Source organism: Micromonospora sp. WMMD1120, assembly GCF_029626235.1.
In the GTDB taxonomy this organism is placed as follows: domain Bacteria; phylum Actinomycetota; class Actinomycetes; order Mycobacteriales; family Micromonosporaceae; genus Micromonospora.
In genome coordinates this window covers 3,492,346-3,510,812 of the sequence record NZ_JARUBO010000005.1, presented here as the reverse complement: position 1 = coordinate 3,510,812, position 18,467 = coordinate 3,492,346, and the positions used below count along the sequence as shown (strand labels likewise).

Sequence of the window (18,467 nt, the reverse complement as noted above, 5' to 3'; positions counted from 1 at the left end):
CGTCATAACTTCATGATCAACAGGGTGGGCCTGGTGGGGTGGGGTGGGGTGGGGGTGGGGGTGGGTGGGGGTGGGGGTTAGATTGCTGCTTCGCCGGCGGGGGCGGGGGTTTCCGCGTCCACGCGGTGGGCGCGGACCTTGTGGCCGACGCTGGTGAGGCAGCGACCGCTGGGCAGGTCGAAGCGCCACCCGTGTAGCTGGCAGGTGAGCTGGTCACCCTCGACGATGCCGAAGCGGGTCAGGTCCGCCTTCAGGTGCGGGCAGCGGCGCTGGACCACCCAGTCGCCGAGCGTGATGTCCTCGGCGTCGGTGCTGCGCTCGTGCTCGTCGTACCAGCCCTCGGCGTACTGGAGCCGCTCCTCGGAGAGGCACTTGAAGAACGCGTAGACGAACTCGTTGTACTGGCCGATCCGGGCCGCCGAGAACCGGCAGGACAGGAACAGCGAGTTGACCCAGTCCACCTCGTCGATGAAGAGCAGGTGCTCGATCAGCGACCGCTCGGTACGGAACCGGTAGCGCACCTTCTCGTCCGCGTACGGCCGGACCTCCTTGCCGGGGAAGTCCACCACGATCGACTCGACGCTCTCGCCGTCGTAGCCCACCAGGTCGAACCGGACCGGGCCGCCGACGCCCTTGGCCAGGTAGATCGACTCGTCGAGCAGCGGCTCGATGCGGCGCTTCATCTCGCCGAGCACGTCCACCTCGGGGTGCCGCCAGGACGCCTTCTCCGCCTCGATGATCGGGCGCTTGCGCTCCCGCATCTCCTCCAGGTGGGTGACCTTGTTCGCGAAGAACTCCTCCACCGGCACCGGGTGCGTGGTGGTCGCCCCCTCGGTGGTGACCTCGGCGACGCTGCCCGGCAGCAGCACGATGCCGTTGGTGCCGCCGACCTTCGCATACTCGGACAGGAACACGGACTGGTCGGGGAAGATGTTGCCCTCGTCGCCGTGGATGTCGTTGAACTGCCACAGCGCGTCGTCGAGGAAGCACGGCGGACCGGCGATCGGGAAGACGTGGTCGGCCTTCAGGTCGTCGATGTAGCGCCAGGTCCGGTCGAACTGCCGGTCCCGCTTCTGCTTGCCGAAGGCCGTCTTGGCCGCCTGCGGCAACTCGTAGACCATCGGGTACCAGATCGCCCCGGAGAACTGCAGCAGGTGCGCGTGCACGTGCCCCAACTCGGCGAAGGCGCTCAGGTCGGTGGGGCGGGCGTCGTTCTGGTTGAGCAGCCGCACCCCGTCGTACTCGACCCAGAGCGAGGAGTCGCCGATCGGCCCGTCGGTCGGGCTGGTCAACGCCTGAATCATGATCTTCAGGCCGCCGGGCAGCTCCACCACCTGCTCGTTGGGAGCCTTCAGGAACTTGGTGAAGCCCAGCGCCCGGAACTCGTCCTCCATCTCCGAGGTGGGGAACTCGGGGAGCAGGACGGTGGCGTCCTTCGAGATGTGGTCCCGCAGGTGCTTCGCGTCGAAGTGGTCGCGGTGCAGGTGGGAGACGTACAGGTAGTCGACCTGGCCCAGGCTCTCCCAGTCGAGCAGGGAGTTGTCCGGGAACGGGAACCAGGACGCGAAGTAGGCCGGGTTGACCCACGGGTCGCACAGGATGCTGCCCGCGGCCGTGTCGATCCGCATGCTGGCGTGCCCGGTTCCGGTCACTCGCACCGCACAGTCCCCCTCAAACAGACAATCAGGTGTACGCCAAACGCTACCGGAGTGGGTCCGACCCTTGCCCCGCGACGCCGGTAGTGGCATCCAGCCCGAGGTGGGCGGCACCGGTGGTCGGGAAACCCCCACCCGACCGCGCCGAGCACGAGGCGTGCCAGACTAACCAAAGATCCGATCGCGAGGGAAGGACCGACAGTGGCAGGAAGCGAGCCGGTAACGTCGCCAGACCAGCACAAGCCCGGGCACCGCAGGGCCGGGCAGATCGGCGCTGTGCTGTCCGCACTGGCGCTGCTGGCGATGATCTGCGGCAACCACGAGGGCAGGGTCGAGGACATCTGGCTGATCGGCCTGGCCGCGCTGCTGCTGATCATCGTGATCGGCGATGTCGTGCTGCGCCGCAGCGGCCTGCGCTCCTGAGCCCATCCCCCACCGCCGGACGACCGGCCGACGTACGCCGAGGGCCCGCCCCCACCCGGGGGACGGGCCCTCGTCCGTACGCCTCGGGTCAGCGCCCGAAGAGGATGTCCTGGACGTCCTTGAGCGCGGCGTCGACCTCGGCCTCGAAGTAGCCGCCGGGGACCAGGCCGAACCGGAGCGTGTCCAGGTCCTTCGGGTCGACCGGCATCGGGTTACGGCGCTGCATGCCGCCGAGCAGGCTCTCGAAGAACCGGTCCACCTGGTCGGGGTCGTACCCGCTGCCGAACCGGCGCACCTGGAAGCTACGGCGGATCTGGTCGACCCGGTAGAGGTCGCTGCCGGGCGGGCCGGCCATCGGCGGGCCACCCATCGGGGGCCCGCCCATCGGAGGGCCGCCCATCGGCGGACCGGCCACGGCGGGTGGGCCAGCCATCGGCGGGCCACCCATGCCCTGCTGCGGAAGCGGAGGGGGACCGGCCGGGCCACGGCGCATGTCGCGCAGGTCCCGCTCCGGCATCCGGATCTCGGCGGTCATGTCGGCGCGGCCGTGCCGTCCGGCCTCGAAGCCGTCGAAGCGTGACTCGTCCGGCGGGGGCGGGTAACCACCGGGCGAGCGCTGGTCGTCAGGGCCGTACCCACCACGCTGGTCGTCCGGGCCGTACCCACCGGGCGAACGGTCGTCCGGGCCGTACGCGCTGGGGCCGGCGGGCAGGCCGCGCGGCGGAAGGCCCTGGCCCGCCATCGGGCCGGGACCCATCGGGCCGCCCGGCCCCATCGGGCCGGGGCCGGCCGGGCCGCGCGGCGCGTCGTAACCACCGCGGGGACCGTCGTACCCACCGGCGAAGGCGCCGGTCGGCTCGTCGTAGCGGCCGTAGCGGTCGGCGGGCGGCCCGGCCTGCGCCGGCATCGGCCGGGGCGGCATCGGCTGCGGGACCATGCCCCTGTCGTCGCGCATCGGTGGGCCCATCCGGTCCGGTGGGCCCATCCGGTCAACCATCCGGGGGTCGCCACCGCGCCCGGCGCTGTTGCGCTCCTCCAGCTCGGCCAGCTGTCGCTCGACCCGGTCCAGGTGCAGGTCGACCTGCCACTCGTCGTAACCGTTGAAGCGGACCCGGAAGACAACGTCGTGGACCTCCTGCGAGGCCACCGGCGCGCCAACCTGCCGGCCGTCGAGCGTCGCCTCGACCCGGTCGAGGAAGGCATCCACCTCGTCGACCTTGTATCCCCGGCGGAGCGCCTTGCGCCGGAAACGCTGACCCTGACTCGCCACTATGTCTCCTGGTCTCGTTCGCCACGCCCGGTCACGCCGGTGCCTCTCCGGCGCGGTCGGTGTTGGTGTCGTTGTCCTCGGCGGCGGCGAGCTGGCCACACGCGCCGTCGATCTCGCGACCTCGAGTGTCCCGCACCGTGGTGGACACTCCGGCGTCGCGCAACCGCCGGACGAACTCCCGCTCGACCGGCTTCGGGCTCGCGTCCCAGCGGCTGCCCGGCGTCGGATTGAGCGGGATGAGGTTCACGTGGGCCAACTTGCCGGCCAGCAGCCGGCCGAGCAGATCGGCTCGCCACGGCTGGTCGTTCACGTCCTTGATCATCGCGTACTCGATCGACACGCGACGGCCCGTCCGGGCGGCGTATTCCCACGCTGCGTCCAGCACCTCGGCTACCTTCCAGCGCTGGTTGACCGGCACGAGTTCGTCGCGCAGATCATCATCAGGCGCGTGCAACGACAGCGCAAGGGTCACAGAGAGGTCTTCGCTGGCCAGTCGGTGGATGGCCGGAACCAGGCCGACCGTGGAAACGGTGATGTGCCGCTGGGACAGGCCGAGCCCTTCCGGAGCCGGGCTGACCAGGCGGCGGATCGCCGCCACCACCCGGCTGTAGTTGGCCAGCGGCTCGCCCATGCCCATGAAGACGACGTGCGACAGTCGCGGCGGGGAACCGGCGACGGCCCCGGAGGCCGCCACCCCGGCCAGGTAGACCGCCTGGTCGACGATCTCGGCGGTCGAGAGGTTGCGGGTCAGCCCGGCCTGGCCGGTGGCGCAGAACGGGCAGGCCATGCCGCAGCCGGCCTGGCTGGAGATGCAGACGGTCACCCGGTCCGGGTAACCCATCAGCACGCTCTCCACCAGCGCGCCGTCGTGCAGCTTCCACAGCGCCTTGCGGGTGGCGCCGTCGTCGCAGGCCAGCTCACGCACCGGGTTCAGCAGCGTGGGCAGCAACCGCTCGGCCAGCCGCTCACGGGTCGCCGCGGGCAGGTCGGTCATCGCCTGCGGGTCCCGGACCAGCCGCCCGAAGTAGTGGTTGGAAACCTGCTTGGCGCGGAAGGCAGGCTCGCCCAGCCCGGTGACCAGCGCCTGGCGGCCGGCCAGGTCCAGGTCAGCGAGGTGCTGCGGGGGCATGGAGGCTCGGCGCGCGGTGGGGGCGTCCGAGATGGCGGGGATCAGGGGCAGGCTCGTCATGGCTGGTCCAGTGTGGCACGCCGACGGCGGCTGATGCCGGTCCGGAGGTGTCGGACGGGCCGGGACCGCCGGAGGTGCAAGGCCGGAACGTGGTGATCCATGCCTCACCCCACCACCGGCACGAAGATCGCCAGCAACAGGTAGGCCGTCGGCACCGCGAACAGGATCGAGTCGAGTCGGTCCATCAGACCGCCGTGACCGGGCAGCAGGTTGCTCATGTCCTTGACACCGAGATCCCGCTTGATCATGGACTCGGCCAGGTCACCGAGGACCGCCGCGCAGGAGACGGCCACCCCGAACAGCGCCCCCCACCAGGGAGCCACGTCGAGCAGCAGCCACAGCAGCAGGGCACTGCCCAGGGCCGCCGCGGTGACCGAGCCGGCGAAGCCCTCCCAGGACTTCTTCGGACTGATCGCCGGCGCCATCGGATGTTTGCCGAACGAGACGCCGGCCGCGTACCCGCCGGTGTCGGAGAGGACCACGGCGACCAGGGTGGCGAGGATGCGCAGCGGGCCGTCGTCGGGCGCGGCCGCCAACAGCGCCGCGAAACCGGCGAGGAACGGCACGTAAACGGCGATCAGGGTGGCGGCGGTGAGGTCCCGCTGGAAGCCGGCAGGTCCGTCGCCCAACCGCCAGATCATCGTGCCGAGCACCGTGACGAGCAGGCCCAGACTGAGCGCGTCGGGGCCGGCGAACCAGGCCAGGCCCACTGTCAGCACGCCACCGGCGATCAGCGGCACCAGTGGCGGGTGGGCCCCGCTGCGGCGCACCGCGCGGGCCATCTCCCAGCTGCCGATGGCGACCGCCCCGGCGATCACCGGCAGGAACGCCAGCGGATAGAACGCCAGCGGCACCACGATCAGCGCGCCGAGGGCGAGCCCGACACCGATCGCCATCGGAAGGTTGCGGCCGGCCCGGCCGGTGCTCGCCTGCTGGGTGGCCGGCCGGTCGAGGCTGGCCCGACGCCGACCCTTCGGCCGCCGACCACTCGTCGGCGGCTCGTCCGGCGTCACCTCGTCCCGGACGGGGGTGAGCTGCTCGGTCGGGTAGCCCGGGTCGTCGACGTGGGCCGGCGGCAACTCCTCCGAGCCGTCGAAACGGCCCGGACCGTCGAAGCGCCCGCCCTCCGAGCCGTCGAAACGGGCCGGCCCGTCGAAGCGCCCGCGTTCCGGATCGTCGAAACGGCCCGGCCCGTCGCCGTCGACGGGAGGACGCTCGACGTACCGGCCAGCACGCCCCCGGTCGTCGTACCGGTCCGGGCGGTTGCGGTCATCCTCGTACCGGTCGCGGTCGTCGAACCGGCCACGCCGGTCCCGGTCGTCCGGCCGGACCGGCCGGCCCGGCTCGTCGTACCCGGGGTGCGTGTCGGCGTACGGCCGGGTGTGCAGTTCGGGGCCGGCGGCCGGACGGCGGCCCCAGTGGCCGGCATCCAGATCCTGGTCGGGCCAGGGCAGTGCCGCCGGGCGCTCCGGCCGGTCCCAGCCGCGAGGCTCGCTGCCGTAGGGGTCGGGGTGGCCCATCACGCACCGCGACGCGGCACGAGAACCACCACATGACGCAAGACCACAAGCATCCCCTACACGTGCGATGTTTCCTCCGATTGACCGCCGCAACGGTCGGTCGATCCCCGGTGCGCACCGCCCGGTGGCCGGGAATCCTGCCGAGCCTACTGCACACACCGCACCGGCACGGCGGACGAGGCACACGGACCGACGCCACCCCCCGCCGCCAGGCCGCGGCCGGCGACGCACACCCATCCGGTACGACACCCCGCAGGCGATCCGCTGCCGTCGATCCGACTCGCCCGGTGCTCGATCGACTACTGAGCGGCGACCGCGGGCGTGGTCCGCTGATGGGGCGCGGGCACCCGCCGGCGCGTCCGAACGGGGGAAGGGCACTCACATGTACAAGTTCGGTGTGGCGGTGCTGACCGCGGCCGCCATGGTCCTGACCGCGGCGGCGCCGGCCGCCGCCAGCGCGACCCAGACCCAGATCACCATCGACCGCCACGCCAGCGAGCTGTTCCCGTTCGAGCCGCCCGTCGGCGAACCGGGGGTGACGTACCCGGCCACGGCGGTCACCGCCACCGCCCGCAACTGCCCCGCCGGCATCGTCCTGATGTCGGCGTCGCTGGTGCAGGACGGCCTGCCGACCCTCTGGGCCACCGGAGGACACGGCGCCGGCGAGATCGTCTGTGACGGCGGCACCGTCGAACTCTCGATGGCGTTCGCCCGCATCACTCCGGCGCTGCACCCCGGCCGGGCAACCGCCCGTTTCGCGCTGCGGGACTGGGACACCGGCGAGCAGTTCGCGGAGAGCACCAGGACGGTCTGGATCCCCTGCTGACCGACGACACGAGGCCCGTTCCCGACGTCGGGAACGGGCCTCGGAGCAGGGCTCACACCTCGAGCAGCTCGGTCTCCTTGTGCTTGACCAGGTCGTCGACGTTGGCCACGTAGCGCTGGGTCAGGTCGTCGAGTTCCTTCTCGGCGCGGCGACCCTCGTCCTCGCCAGCCTCGCCGCCCTTGACGATGCGGTCCAGCTCTTCCTTGCCCCGGCGACGGACGTTGCGGATGGCGACCTTGGCCTCCTCGCCCTTGTGCCGGGCCACCTTGATCATGTCGCGGCGCCGCTCCTCGGTCATCTGCGGGAGCAGAATGCGCAGCTGGGTGCCCTCGTTGTTCGGGTTCACCCCGAGGTCCGAGTCGCGGATCGCCTTCTCCATCGCATTGATCTGCGAGTTGTCGTACGGCTTGATGATCGCCATCCGCGGCTCGGGGATCGCGATGGACGCCATCTGCGTCAACGGCGTGGGCGTGCCGTAGTAGTCGATGATGACCTTGGAGAACATGGCGGGGTTGGCGCGACCGGTGCGGATGGCGCCGAACTCCTCCTTGGCGTGCTCGACCGCACGCTCCATCTTTTCCTCGGCCTCGAGGAGGGTGTCGTCGATCACCGGTCTCCTCGCCTCCTTCTGTGCTCGTCGTGGGCTCTGCGGAAAGTCGTCACGGCTCAGGCGGTGATCAGGGTGCCGATCTTGTCGCCACCCACCGCGCGGATGATGGTGTCGTCACCCTGCGCGCCGAAGACCAGCATCGGCAGGCCGTTCTCCATGCAGAGGCTGAACGCCGCCGCGTCGGCCACCCGCAGGTTGCGGCGCAGCACCTCGGAGAAGGTGATCGAGTCGAGTTTGCTGGCGGTCGGGTCGATCCGCGGGTCGGCGGTGTAGACGCCGTCCACGCCGTTCTTGCTCATCAGCACCACGTCGGCCCGGATCTCCAGCGCCCGCTGGGCGGCCACCGTGTCGGTGGAGAAGTACGGCATCCCGGCACCGGCGCCGAAGATGACCACCCGCCCCTTCTCCAGGTGCCGGATCGCGCGCAGCGGGATGTACGGTTCGGCGACCTGGGCCATGGTGATGGCGCTCTGCACCCGGGTCTCGATGCCCTCCTTCTCCAGGAAGTCCTGGAGGGCCAGGCAGTTCATCACGGTGCCGAGCATGCCCATGTAGTCGGCGCGGGCCCGGTCCATCCCGCGCTTCTGCAACTCCGCGCCTCGGAAGAAGTTGCCACCGCCGACCACCACGGAGACCTGCACTCCCCGACGCACCACCGTCGCGATCTGCCGGGCGATGGCCTGGACGACATCCGGGTCGACGCCGATCGCGCCGCCACCGAACACCTCGCCGGAGAGCTTGAGCACCACCCGGCGGGCACGCCCCGGCGGCGGTGCCGTCGGGTCGTCCACCGCCAGCGTCCGGTCACTCACAACCTGCGTCATCCGCCCCGCCCTTCCCCACGCGCACGCACCGTGCGGCGCGTACCGCGAACCTGCCGCTGCCGACCCTATGTGACGAGGAGGCCGCGGTGCCTGTCACGTACACCGGCGGCCTCCTCGTTGACGTCCTCTGCCCACGGGCGCCGAGGGCGCCCGGTCACGGCTCAGGCCTGGCCGACCTCGAACCGGACGAAGCGGGTGACCTCGATGCCGGCCTCGGCCAGCACCTGCTTCACCGACTTCTTGTTGTCGGCCACCGACGCCTGCTCGATCAGGACGTAGTCCTTGAAGAAGGAGTTCACCCGACCCTCGACGATCTTCGGCAGGGCCGCCTCGGGCTTGTTCTCCTCGCGGGCGGTCTGCTCGGCGATGCGCCGCTCGGACTCGACGACGTCGGCCGGCACCTCGTCCCGGGTCAGGTACTTCGGCCGCATGGCGGCGATCTGCATGGCCACACCACGGGCGTCGGCGTCACCGGCCTCGTCGCTCTTGCCGGTGTACGACACCAGCACGCCGACGGCCGGCGGCAGGTCCTGGGCCTTGCGGTGCAGGTAGACAGCGGTGGTGCCCTCGACGCGGGCGAACCGGTTGAGCACCAGCTTCTCGCCGATCTTGGCGGACTGCTCCTGGATCAGGTCGGCGACGACCTTGCCGTCCAGCTCGGAGGCGAGCAGCTCCTCGGCGCTGTTCAGGCCGGAACGCTCGCCGTGCTCGACGAGCTGCTGGGCCAGCGCGATGAAGGCCTCGGTCTTGGCGACGAAGTCGGTCTCGCAGTTCAGCTCGAGCAGCGACGTGCCGGAGTGGGCGACCAGGCCGTTGGCGGCCGTGCGGCCGGCCCGCTTGCCGACGTCCTTGGCGCCCTTGACGCGCAGGATCTCGACGGCCTTGTCGAAGTCGCCCTCGGCCTCGGTCAGCGCCTTCTTGCTGTCCATCATGCCGGCGCCGGTGAGGTCGCGGAGCTTCTTGACGTCCGCGGCGGTGATTTGGGACATGGCTCTCTCTTCGGTGTTGAGTCGGCGTGTGGATGGTCAGAGGTGCCGGTTACCCGGATCCGGGCGGATCGTGCCCGGCGTACCGTCGCTGCCCGCCGTTCGCGAAAACGGACGGCGGGGCAGCGACGGTGCGATCACTCCGCGGTGGCGGTCGCCGGCTGCTCGGTGGCGGCCTGCGCCGGCTGCTGCTCCGGGGTGGTGGGCTCGTCGGCCTTCTTCGGCTCGAGCAGCTCGCGCTCCCACTCGGTCAGCGGCTCGTCGCTGGCGACACCCGCCTCGGGCTTCTCGTCGGTGCCCCGACGACGGCCGGAACGCGCGATCAGACCGTCCGCGACGGCGGCGGCGACGACCTTGGTCAGCAGCTCGGCCGAGCGGATCGCGTCGTCGTTGCCCGGGATCGGGAAGTCGACCTCGTCCGGGTCGCAGTTGGTGTCCAGCACCGCGATCACCGGGATGCCCAGCTTGCGGGCCTCGTCGACGGCGATGTGCTCCTTCTTGGTGTCGACGATCCAGACCGCGGCGGGAAGCTTCTGCATGTCCCGCAGACCACCGAGGGTGCGGGTCAGCTTGATCTTCTCGCGGGAGAGCTGCAGGGTCTCCTTCTTGGTGTAACCGGCGGCGGTGCCGCTCAGGTCACCCAGGGCCTCCAGCTCCTTCATCCGCTGGAGCCGCTTGTACACCGTCTGGAAGTTGGTCAGCATGCCACCGAGCCAGCGGTGGTTGACGTACGGCTGACCCACCCGCGTCGCCTGCTCGGCGATGGCCTCCTGGGCCTGCTTCTTGGTGCCGACGAACAGGATGCTGCCGCCCTCGGCGACGGTCCCACGCACGAACTCGTACGCCTTCTCGATGTAGTCGAGGGTCTGGCGCAGGTCGATGATGTAGATGCCGTTGCGCTCGGTCATGATGAAGCGCTTCATCTTCGGGTTCCAGCGCCGGGTCTGGTGCCCGAAGTGGACACCGCTCTCCAGCAGCTGGCGCATGGTCACGACGGCCATGGTTGGGGTACTCCTCAAGATCCCTGGTTGTCACGCCCGACCGGTGGCCGGGCGTCCTGGTGCCTGGTCGCCGGCCCATGGTGGGCCCGATCGGGATCGGGACCAGGGAGGCCGTCGCTTCACGACGATTCGTGAAGAGGGCACGCGAGGTCGACCGCGCTAGGCGGTCGCCAGTTGGCCAGTGTACGCCCCCCACCCGTCCGACCGCCCCGGGGTGCTGCGCGGCTGCTCCGGCCCGGCGGCTCGGCCTGTTGATCGCCCGGCTGCTTGATCGTGTTGATCGCGCTGTTTCCGGGAAGCGTTGATCGCGCTGTTTCCGGGAAATAGTGGCCTCCGCGTCGCCGGAGGCCACTATTTCCTGGGTTTGGTGAGGATCATCAGCCGGAACGGGCTCGCGGCGAGCGCGTCAGCCGGCGGCAAGCGCGGCGGCCACGAAGAGCACCAGGCCCACTGTCAGGTAGGCCGTGGGCGGGCGCAGCCAACCCCGACCGCTGTCGGCGAGCGCCAGACCGCCGGTGCGGAGCCCGTACAGCCCGGTCGCGAAGATCGGCAACCCGGCCACCAGGGCGATACCGACCACCACGTTCCCGGCGCCCACCGGATCGCCGGTCACGCCGGCCAGCAGCACCCGGAGCGCGGGAACTTCGAAGATCACGACCAGCAGGGCGAAGAGTACGGCCAACACCGGTCGGCGGGTCCGGTAGACGCCGTCGCCCGCCGGGGAGAACGCCGCCGCCTCGACACCGGCCAGGTCCGGGCGGGGGCCGATGCCCGGCATCGGGCCGGTCGGCATCTCCAGCGGGTGTGGCGTGTCACCGCCCCGACCCGGGTCACCGCCCCGACCCGGTTCGACGATCGGGTACCCGCCGAGCGGGGCGGGACGGACCGGGTCGGCGAGCACACCACCCGGTACGGCGGCTGCCGACGGGCTGTCGAGCAGCGCCTCCGGCGGGGCGCTCGCGGCCGGGGTCTCCACGGCGACCGGCTCCCGGGCGGCGCGGCGGCCGGGCAGCTCACCGGAGATCTCCGACGGGTCCCGATCCGCCCGCCGGGACCGGCTCGCGCGGTATCCGTCGGCCTCCGGCCGGACGTCACCGAGCGGATCCACCGCGCCGAAGCGTCCGGACTCGTTCTCGCTGGGACCGTACCGTCCGGACTGCGCGTCGACGGCCGGAAAACGCCCGGAGTCCCGCTCCGGCGTACCGAAGCGACCCGGGTCGGCGGTGTTCAGCCGACCAGGGTCCGGCTCGGTCGTCGTGCCGAAGCGGCTCACGTCGACCGCCCCGAAGCGGCCGGAGTCCGGCTCGGTCGTCGCCGCGAAGCGTCCCGAGTCCGGCTCGGTCGTGGTCCCGAAGCGGCCCGAGTCCGGCTCCCGGCGTCGGCCGGCCCCGGTGTCCTCGACGGAGCGACCGCCGTCACCGCCACGCTGCTCGGGGATGTCGGTGTCCCGGTAACGCGGTTCACCCGCGCCACGCCAATCCGACTCGCCGTAACCGCGGCCCCGATCGTCGGGGTACCAGCGCGACTCCTGATCTTCGGGCAAGCTCCGTCGTCCGTCCACGTCCGGCACCGTATGCGACCGGCTGCTACCGCGCCATCTCGGCCCGACCCGTCCCGCGCTGGCACCCACCTGCCGTCACGCGCTGGCACCCCCGTCCGTCACTCGCTGGCACCCCCAGCCGTTCCGCGCCGGCACCCACCCGCCGGGGCATCCGGTGCCCCACCCTCGCTGTCACCGCCGGTGCCGGGTCCGCCCGCCGTAGCACAACGAGAGCATGATCGTTCGGTCGTCCACAGGACGTCGGTTGTCCACAGACGAGCGGTCGCGGGGTCGCGGCGAGCCCGCTCCGCCGGGCACCGTCCCGGTCATGACGAAGCGGAACCAGGCGGTTGGCGCGTACGGCGAGCGGTGCGCCGTCCAGCACCTGACCGAGGCGGGGCTACGCCCGGTCGTGCGCAACTGGCGCTGTCCCGCCGGGGAGATCGACATCATCGCGTGGGACGGGCCGGTGCTCGCCTTCTGCGAGGTGAAGACCCGCCGGGGCGACACCTTCGGCACCCCGGCCGAGGCGGTCGTGCCGGCCAAGGCACGTCGACTCCGGGGGCTCGCCGCGCTCTGGCTGACCGAGACCGGCACGACCGCTGAGGAAGTGCGCTTCGACGTGCTGTCGGTGCGACTGCCCGCCGCCGGTCCAGCCCAGGTCGAGCACCTCAAGGGCGCGTTCTGAGATGCGCCCGCCGAGGATCGGTGACCTGCCGTGAGCTACGCGAAGGTGCTCTGCGTGGGGCTGGTCGGGGTGACCGGTCACCTGGTCGAGGTGGAGGCCGACCTGGCTGTCGGCCTACCGGCGGTGGTGATCTCCGGACTGCCGGACACCGCCCTGCACGAGGCCCGCGACCGGGTCCGCGCCGCCGTGGTCAACTCCGGCCAGCGCTGGCCCAACCGGCGGATCACCCTCAACCTGCTGCCCGCCACGCTGCCGAAGTTCGGTTCGGCGTTCGACCTGGCCATCGCCGCGGCGCTGCTGGGCGGCTCCGGCGAGCTACCGCTGCTCCCCCTGGAGGGGGTGGTGGTCCTCGGCGAGCTGGGGCTGGACGGGACGGTCCGTCCGGTGCGCGGCGTGCTGCCGATGGTCGCCGCCGCGGCCCAGGCGGGTGTCGAGCGGGTGATCGTCCCGGTCGGCAACGCCGCCGAGGCGGCGGTCATACCCGGGGTGCGGGTGCGCGCCGTGGACAGCCTGCACCGGCTCGTCGCCTTCGTGCGCGACGGCGCGCCGCTGCTCGATCCGCCCTGCGCCGAGCCGCCGCCGATGGTCGACGGGCCGGATCTCGCCGAGGTCGCCGGCCAGCAGCTGGGCCGACGCGCGCTGGAGGTCGCCGCCGCCGGAGGGCACCACGTGGCCCTGCTCGGCCCGCCGGGCGCCGGCAAGACGATGCTCGCTCAACGCCTGCCGTCGATCCTTCCCGAGCTGGACGACGAGGCGGCGCTGGAGGTCACCGCGCTGCACTCGGTCGCCGGGTTGCTGCCGCCGGGCGTCCGGTTGCTGCGGCGTCCGCCGTTCCAGGCACCGCACCACACCGCGAGCGTGGCGTCACTCGTCGGCGGCGGCTCGGGTCTGGCCCGGCCCGGCGCGGTGTCGCTGGCGCACCGGGGGGTGCTCTTCCTCGACGAGGCGCCCGAGTTCAGCAAGGGCGCGCTGGAGGCGTTGCGCCAGCCACTGGAGGACGGTCACGTCCAGTTGAGTCGCAGCGGCGGCAGCACCAGGTACCCGGCGCGTACCCAGTTGGTGCTGGCGGCCAACCCGTGCCCGTGCGCCCAGCCGGGCGGCGACGCGCACTGCGAGTGCAGCCCGCTCGTGCGCCGCCGCTACCTGGGTCGGCTCTCCGGGCCGCTGCTCGACCGGATCGACGTCCAGATACGGCTCCTGCCGGTGCGCGCGGCGGAGCTGATGGCGACCGGCGACGACGTGGAGCCGTCGGCGACGGTGGCCGCCCGGGTGGTGGCGGCCCGGCAGGCGGCCGCCGCCCGGTGGACGGATCTGGGCCGACGGCTCAACGCCGAGGTGGGCGGTCCGCACCTGCGGCGACCGCCATGGCGGCTGCCCGCATCGGTCACCAGCGAGCTGCGCGGCCGACTCGACTGTGGCTCGCTGTCGGCCCGCGGCTTCGATCGGGTGATCCGGATGGCCTGGACCATCGCCGACCTGGACGGCCGGGACCGGCCGGACCGGGAGGACGTCCGGGAGGCGACACAACTACGCACGGGGGAGGCGACGTGAGCGTCGACGACGACAGCCGGTTGGCCCGGGTCGCCCTGACCTGGCTGGCCGAGCCGGGCACCCGCGCGGTGCACCGACTCGTCGAACGGCTCGGTCCGGTGGCGGCCCTGGACCTGCTGCTCGACGGCGGCAGCCCGGACGGCTGGTTGCACACGACAGTGGCCGCCCGCTCGGCGGCGGCTGACGCGCGGGCGGTGGCGGCCGAGGCGCTGGACCGGGCGGACCGGCTGGGTGCTCGGCTGGTCATCCCCGGTGACGACGAGTGGCCTACCCGGGTGGCCGATCTGGCGGTCCTGCGTCTGCCGGACGTCAGCCGCCGCGTCGACGCCGAGACCGCCCCACCGCTCTGCTTCTGGGTGCGCGGCGGCTGGCCGCTGGGCGAGGCCCTGGAGCGCTCGGTGGCGGTGGTCGGCGCGCGGGCCGCCACCGGTTACGGCCAGCACGTCGCCACCGAGTTGGGGTACGGGCTGGCCGAGCGGGACTGGACCGTCGTGTCCGGTGGCGCGTTCGGCATCGACGCCGCCGCACACCGGGGCGCGCTCAACGCGGGTGGCCTGACCGTCTCGGTGCTCGCCTGTGGGCTCGACCGGCCGTACCCGATGGGCAACACCGCGCTCTTCGACCGGATCGCCGACACCGGGTTGCTGGTCAGCGAATGGCCACCCGGCGCCGAGCCGCTGCGGCCCCGGTTCCTGATCCGCAATCGGGTGCTCGCTGGCGGCACGCTGGGCACCGTCCTGGTGGAGGCGTCGGCACGCAGCGGCGCGACGCAGACCGCCCGGCGGGCCATCCACACCGGCCGGGTGACCATGGTGGTGCCCGGGCCGGTGACGTCGGCGATGTCCGTCGGCTCGCACGAGTTCCTCCGCGACCATCCCAGGGCCCGGCTGGTCACCGGTGTGGCGCACGTGCTGGAGGAGGTGGGCCGCATCGGGGCGGACCTGGCCCCGGTGGCGCGCGGCCCGCAGCGGGCCGCCGACACTCTCGACGACGACGCCCGTTCGTTGCTGGAGGCGCTGCCGCGCCGAGGCACGCTGGGCGTCGACCGGCTCACCGCCCGAGCCGGTGTCGACGTCCGGACCGCGTTGCGCAAGCTGTCGCTGTTGGAGGAGCTGTCCCTTGTGGTCCGGCGGGATGACGGCTACGCCCTCGCCCCGCCAGGAAAAGCCGAGCGCAGGCCAACCGGCGGCGCGTAGGCGTCGCCCGCCCCGACGACGACGTGCCGTGCGGCGCACCGCGCGTCACCGGGCACCACGACAGCCGTTCCTACCGGTACGGTGCGCGATCATGGGCGCAATCAAGCCGTGGCACGTCGCCACCCTGTGTTGTCTCGTCACGTCCGCTGTCCTCGCCGTGGGGCTGGTCGTGTTCCTCATCAAGAAGAACAACCGCCGGTAGGACGGCGGTGCCGTGGCCGGTGCGGCACGCCGTTCGGCCGTACGCTGGGCGACGTGCCAGTTGTCCGCACGGGAGCCCGGGGTGAGGCACCGCACAGCGAACCGGTGCGGCCACGATGAGCCGGCCGGCCCGGGGCACCCGGGCGATGCACCAGGCCCTACCGCCGGGGCTGCGCGACGCCGTCGACACCTTCGCCGAGCACCTCTCCGGGGTGCGCAACCGGTCGGCGCACACCGTCCGCGCGTACGTCACGGATCTCGTCTCGCTGCTCGACCACGCGGTGCGGATGGGCTGCGTCGACCTCGCCGAGCTGGACCTGTCGGTGCTGCGGAGCTGGTTGGCGCGGCAGCGCACCACCGGCGCGGCCCGCACGTCGCTGGCCCGGCGAGCCGCGTCGGCGCGGGCGTTCAGCGCCTGGGCGCACCGGGCCGGGCTGCTCCCCAGCGACGTGGGCGCCGCGCTGGCCAGCCCTCGCGCGCACCGGGAGCTACCCGGCGTCCTACGCGCCGACCAGGCCGCCGCGCTGGTCGAGGCGCCGGGTCGAGCAATCAGGCCCACGCCCACCGGCCGACCGGCGACAGCGCCCACGCCCACCGAGCGGGCACCCGCCGATCCACCGCCGACATCCGAGGGTTCGCCGGCCGAGGCGGTGGCGCTGCGCGACCGGGCGCTGTTGGAGCTGCTCTACGCCACCGGCGTCCGGGTGAGCGAGGTGTGCGGGTTGGACGTCGCAGACGTCGACCACGGACGACGGGTGATCCGGGTGTTCGGCAAGGGTGGGCGGGAGCGCTCGGTGCCGTACGGGGTGCCCGCCCAGCGGGCGTTGGACGACTGGCTGCGCCGTGGCCGGCCGACGATGGTGGCGGCGCACACCGGCAGCGCTCTGCTGCTGGGGGCACGGGGTGGTCGGCTCAACCCGACGACCGCGCGGCAGATCGTCGGCGCGTACGCGGAGACCGCCGGCCTGCCCCGGACCAGCCCGCACGGTCTGCGTCACTCGGCCGCCACCCACCTGCTGGAGGGTGGCGCCGACCTGCGCGCCGTGCAGGAGTTGCTGGGGCACTCGTCGCTGGCGAGCACACAGATCTACACGCACGTCTCGGTCGAGCGGCTGCGCGCGGCGTACCGGCAGGCCCACCCACGCGCCTGAGCAGGGCCCGGAGGGTGGGAGGCCGGACGGTTACGATCATCGGGTGAGCGTCCCGCAGCCTCCGGAGCCGATCCCGGGCGCCCGCCTGCTCTTCTCCCTGGACCCGGCGGTCAGTCACCTCAACCACGGCTCGTTCGGCGCGGTGCCGGTCGGCGTGCAGCGCGCCCAGCAGCGGCTACGTGACGAGATGGAGGCTAACCCGCTGCGCTTCTTCACCCAGGGCCTGGTCGACCGGATCGCGCACACCCGCCGGCACCTCGCCGGGTTCCTCGGGGCCCACCCGGACGGCAGCGCCCTGGTGGGCAACACGACCACCGGCGTCGCCGTGGTGCTCCAGTCGATCGGCCTGCGCGCCGGTGACGAGGTGCTCAGCACCGACCACGGGTACGGCGCGGTCAGCCTGGCCATCCAGCGTGAGTGCCGCCGTACCGGCGCCGTCAGCCGGGTCCTGCCGATCCCGCTGACCGCCAGCGACGAGCAGATCGTGCAGACCGTCCGCGCCGGTCTGCGCCCCGGCCGGACCCGGCTGCTCGTCGTCGACCAGCTCACCTCGGCCACCGCCCGGCTCTTCCCGACCGCCGCCATCGTCGGGGTGGCCCGTGAACACGGCGTCCCGGTCCTGGTGGACGCCGCGCACGCGCCGGGCATGCTGCCCACACCGGTGGCGAGCATCGGCGCCGACTTCTGGGTGGGCAACCTGCACAAGTGGGCGTACGCCCCGCGCGGGACCGCGCTGCTGGCGGTGGCGGAACAGTGGCGGGAACGGATCGAGCCGCTGGTGGTGTCCTGGGAGCAGGAGTCGGGCTTCCCGGCCCGGCTCGAATGGCAGGCGACGCTCGACTACACGTCCTGGCTGGCCGCCCCGGCGGGAGTGTTCACGTTGCGCAGTCTCGGTGTGGACCGGGTACGCGCGCACAACGCCGCGCTCGCCGCGTACGGCCAACGGGTGGTGGGGGACGCTCTGGGGGTGCCCCCCGCCACGCTGCCCGACCCCGGCGGACCGGGGGTGTCGCTGCGTCTCGTCCCGCTACCGGACGGCACGGGCACCACCATCGACGCCGCGCGGGCGTTGCAGACACGGATCGGTGAACGGCTCGCCACGGAGGTGGCGGTGATGAGCTGGAACGGCCGGGGGTGGCTGCGGCTCACCGGGCAGGTCTACAACGCCGCCGACGAGTACGAACGGCTGGCCGTGCGACTGCCGGCCCTGCTCGCCCAGCGTTGACCCGCCCGGAGCGGGCAATCCCGACCGGCAGCAGCCGCACCGGGCCGAGGCCGAGCAGCGCCAACGGGTCTAGGTAGTCCTCGCCCCGGCGCAGGCCCCAGTGCAGGCACGCGGCGGCCGGACAACCCGGATGGCCGGGCAGCAGTTCGCCCAGCGGCGTGCCGGCGGTGACCGCCTGGCCGGCGCGTACCCCCGGTCGGACCGGCTCGTGGGTGGTCCGCAACCCGTCGGCGTGCCCCACGGTGACCACCGGTCGGCCGGCGACCGGGCCGGCGAAGAGCACGGTGCCCGACCCGGCGCTGCGGACCGTGGCTCCGGCCGGAGCGGCCAGGTCGACGCCCCGGTGCCCGGGTAGCCACGGCTGCGCTGGCGGATCGAAGCGGCGCACGGGCCGGGGTGGCCCGTCGAGCGGCCAGCGGAACCGCTCGACCGGCGCGGGGGCGAACGCCTGGGACGCGACCGGCGCTGTCGGCGCCGGTGGTTGGCCGGGCACCGCCGCGACCAGCACCGCCAGCCCGCAGAGCTGAACGGCCAGCGCGAGCGGCACGGCGGCGCAGAGCAGGACGGTGCGGCGGATCGGGCCGAGGGACGGACGCATGTCGGCAGCCTCG

17 protein-coding genes are annotated in these 18,467 nt (G+C 72.7%); 7 read left to right on the top strand and 10 right to left on the bottom strand.

Translation table 11 applies throughout. From position 1 onward, the window contains the following. Positions 1 to 77 precede the first annotated feature (77 nt). Positions 78 to 1,658, bottom strand: a complete 1,581-nt coding sequence (locus tag O7634_RS16590; RefSeq protein ID WP_278151024.1) for a Rieske 2Fe-2S domain-containing protein — start codon at positions 1,656 to 1,658, stop codon at positions 78 to 80. A gap of 198 nt (positions 1,659 to 1,856) precedes the next feature. On the opposite strand from O7634_RS16590, the gene O7634_RS16585 reads away from it, so the two are divergent. Beyond that, positions 1,857 to 2,078, top strand: a complete 222-nt coding sequence (locus tag O7634_RS16585) for a DUF2631 domain-containing protein (protein WP_278151023.1) — start codon at positions 1,857 to 1,859, stop codon at positions 2,076 to 2,078. A gap of 88 nt (positions 2,079 to 2,166) precedes the next feature. On the opposite strand, the gene O7634_RS16580 is transcribed toward O7634_RS16585, so the two are convergent. From O7634_RS16580 to O7634_RS16570, 3 genes are all read right to left on the bottom strand, one after another. Then, positions 2,167 to 3,348, bottom strand: coding sequence for a DivIVA domain-containing protein (locus tag O7634_RS16580; RefSeq protein ID WP_278151022.1), 1,182 nt, complete (start codon positions 3,346 to 3,348; stop codon positions 2,167 to 2,169). Between the two features lie 31 nt (positions 3,349 to 3,379). Continuing rightward, entirely contained in the window at positions 3,380 to 4,537 is a 1,158-nt protein-coding gene (rlmN, locus tag O7634_RS16575) for a 23S rRNA (adenine(2503)-C(2))-methyltransferase RlmN (RefSeq protein WP_278151021.1), read from the bottom strand. 104 nt (positions 4,538 to 4,641) lie between these two features. Continuing rightward, positions 4,642 to 6,057 (bottom strand): phosphatidate cytidylyltransferase, encoded by a 1,416-nt coding sequence (locus O7634_RS16570; RefSeq protein ID WP_278151020.1) that lies wholly within the window; start codon positions 6,055 to 6,057, stop codon positions 4,642 to 4,644. Positions 6,058 to 6,439: 382 nt separating this feature from the next. Between O7634_RS16570 and O7634_RS16565 the strand changes: the two genes are divergently transcribed. Next, the gene (locus O7634_RS16565; protein ID WP_278151019.1) at positions 6,440 to 6,883 is read left to right on the top strand and encodes a hypothetical protein; all 444 of its coding nucleotides are present in this window, start codon (positions 6,440 to 6,442) and stop codon (positions 6,881 to 6,883) included. 52 nt (positions 6,884 to 6,935) lie between these two features. On the opposite strand, the gene frr is transcribed toward O7634_RS16565, so the two are convergent. From frr to O7634_RS16540, 5 genes are all read right to left on the bottom strand, one after another. Further along, complete coding sequence (frr, locus tag O7634_RS16560) at positions 6,936 to 7,493, bottom strand: ribosome recycling factor (protein WP_278151018.1); 558 nt, start codon at positions 7,491 to 7,493, stop codon at positions 6,936 to 6,938. Positions 7,494 to 7,549: 56 nt separating this feature from the next. Further along, a complete protein-coding gene (gene pyrH, locus O7634_RS16555; RefSeq protein ID WP_151490294.1) occupies positions 7,550 to 8,317 on the bottom strand; it encodes a UMP kinase in 768 nt (255 codons plus the stop codon). A gap of 161 nt (positions 8,318 to 8,478) precedes the next feature. Next, positions 8,479 to 9,306 (bottom strand): translation elongation factor Ts, encoded by an 828-nt coding sequence (gene tsf, locus O7634_RS16550; RefSeq protein ID WP_278151017.1) that lies wholly within the window; start codon positions 9,304 to 9,306, stop codon positions 8,479 to 8,481. 134 nt (positions 9,307 to 9,440) lie between these two features. Continuing rightward, positions 9,441 to 10,304 carry a 30S ribosomal protein S2 gene (rpsB, locus tag O7634_RS16545; protein ID WP_278151016.1) on the bottom strand — a complete coding sequence of 288 codons (864 nt, stop codon included), beginning with the start codon at positions 10,302 to 10,304 and terminating at the stop codon, positions 9,441 to 9,443. Positions 10,305 to 10,710: 406 nt separating this feature from the next. Then, the gene (locus O7634_RS16540; protein WP_278151015.1) at positions 10,711 to 11,874 is read right to left on the bottom strand and encodes a hypothetical protein; all 1,164 of its coding nucleotides are present in this window, start codon (positions 11,872 to 11,874) and stop codon (positions 10,711 to 10,713) included. A 298-nt stretch (positions 11,875 to 12,172) separates the two neighbouring features. Here O7634_RS16540 and O7634_RS16535 point away from each other — a divergent pair, with 298 nt between their 5' ends. The 5 genes from O7634_RS16535 to O7634_RS16515 all read left to right on the top strand — a co-directional run bounded on the left by O7634_RS16535 (position 12,173) and on the right by O7634_RS16515 (position 17,856). Next, a complete protein-coding gene (locus O7634_RS16535) occupies positions 12,173 to 12,532 on the top strand; it encodes a YraN family protein (RefSeq protein ID WP_278151014.1) in 360 nt (119 codons plus the stop codon). Positions 12,533 to 12,562: 30 nt separating this feature from the next. Then, on the top strand, positions 12,563 to 14,083 hold the full coding sequence (locus O7634_RS16530; protein WP_278151013.1) for a YifB family Mg chelatase-like AAA ATPase: 1,521 nt from the start codon (positions 12,563 to 12,565) through the stop codon (positions 14,081 to 14,083). Then, positions 14,080 to 15,279: a DNA-processing protein DprA gene (locus tag O7634_RS16525; RefSeq protein WP_278151012.1), complete on the top strand. Its 1,200-nt coding sequence runs from the start codon at positions 14,080 to 14,082 to the stop codon at positions 15,277 to 15,279. The genes O7634_RS16530 and O7634_RS16525 overlap by 4 nt, the downstream gene beginning before the upstream one ends. A gap of 317 nt (positions 15,280 to 15,596) precedes the next feature. Continuing rightward, entirely contained in the window at positions 15,597 to 16,631 is a 1,035-nt protein-coding gene (locus tag O7634_RS16520) for a tyrosine recombinase XerC (protein WP_278151011.1), read from the top strand. Positions 16,632 to 16,674: 43 nt separating this feature from the next. Next, positions 16,675 to 17,856 (top strand): aminotransferase class V-fold PLP-dependent enzyme, encoded by a 1,182-nt coding sequence (locus O7634_RS16515; protein WP_278151010.1) that lies wholly within the window; start codon positions 16,675 to 16,677, stop codon positions 17,854 to 17,856. Here O7634_RS16515 and O7634_RS16510 read toward each other — a convergent pair. Next, on the bottom strand, positions 17,777 to 18,454 hold the full coding sequence (locus O7634_RS16510) for a M23 family metallopeptidase (protein WP_278151009.1): 678 nt from the start codon (positions 18,452 to 18,454) through the stop codon (positions 17,777 to 17,779). The genes O7634_RS16515 and O7634_RS16510 overlap by 80 nt on opposite strands. Positions 18,455 to 18,467: the final 13 nt, after the last annotated feature.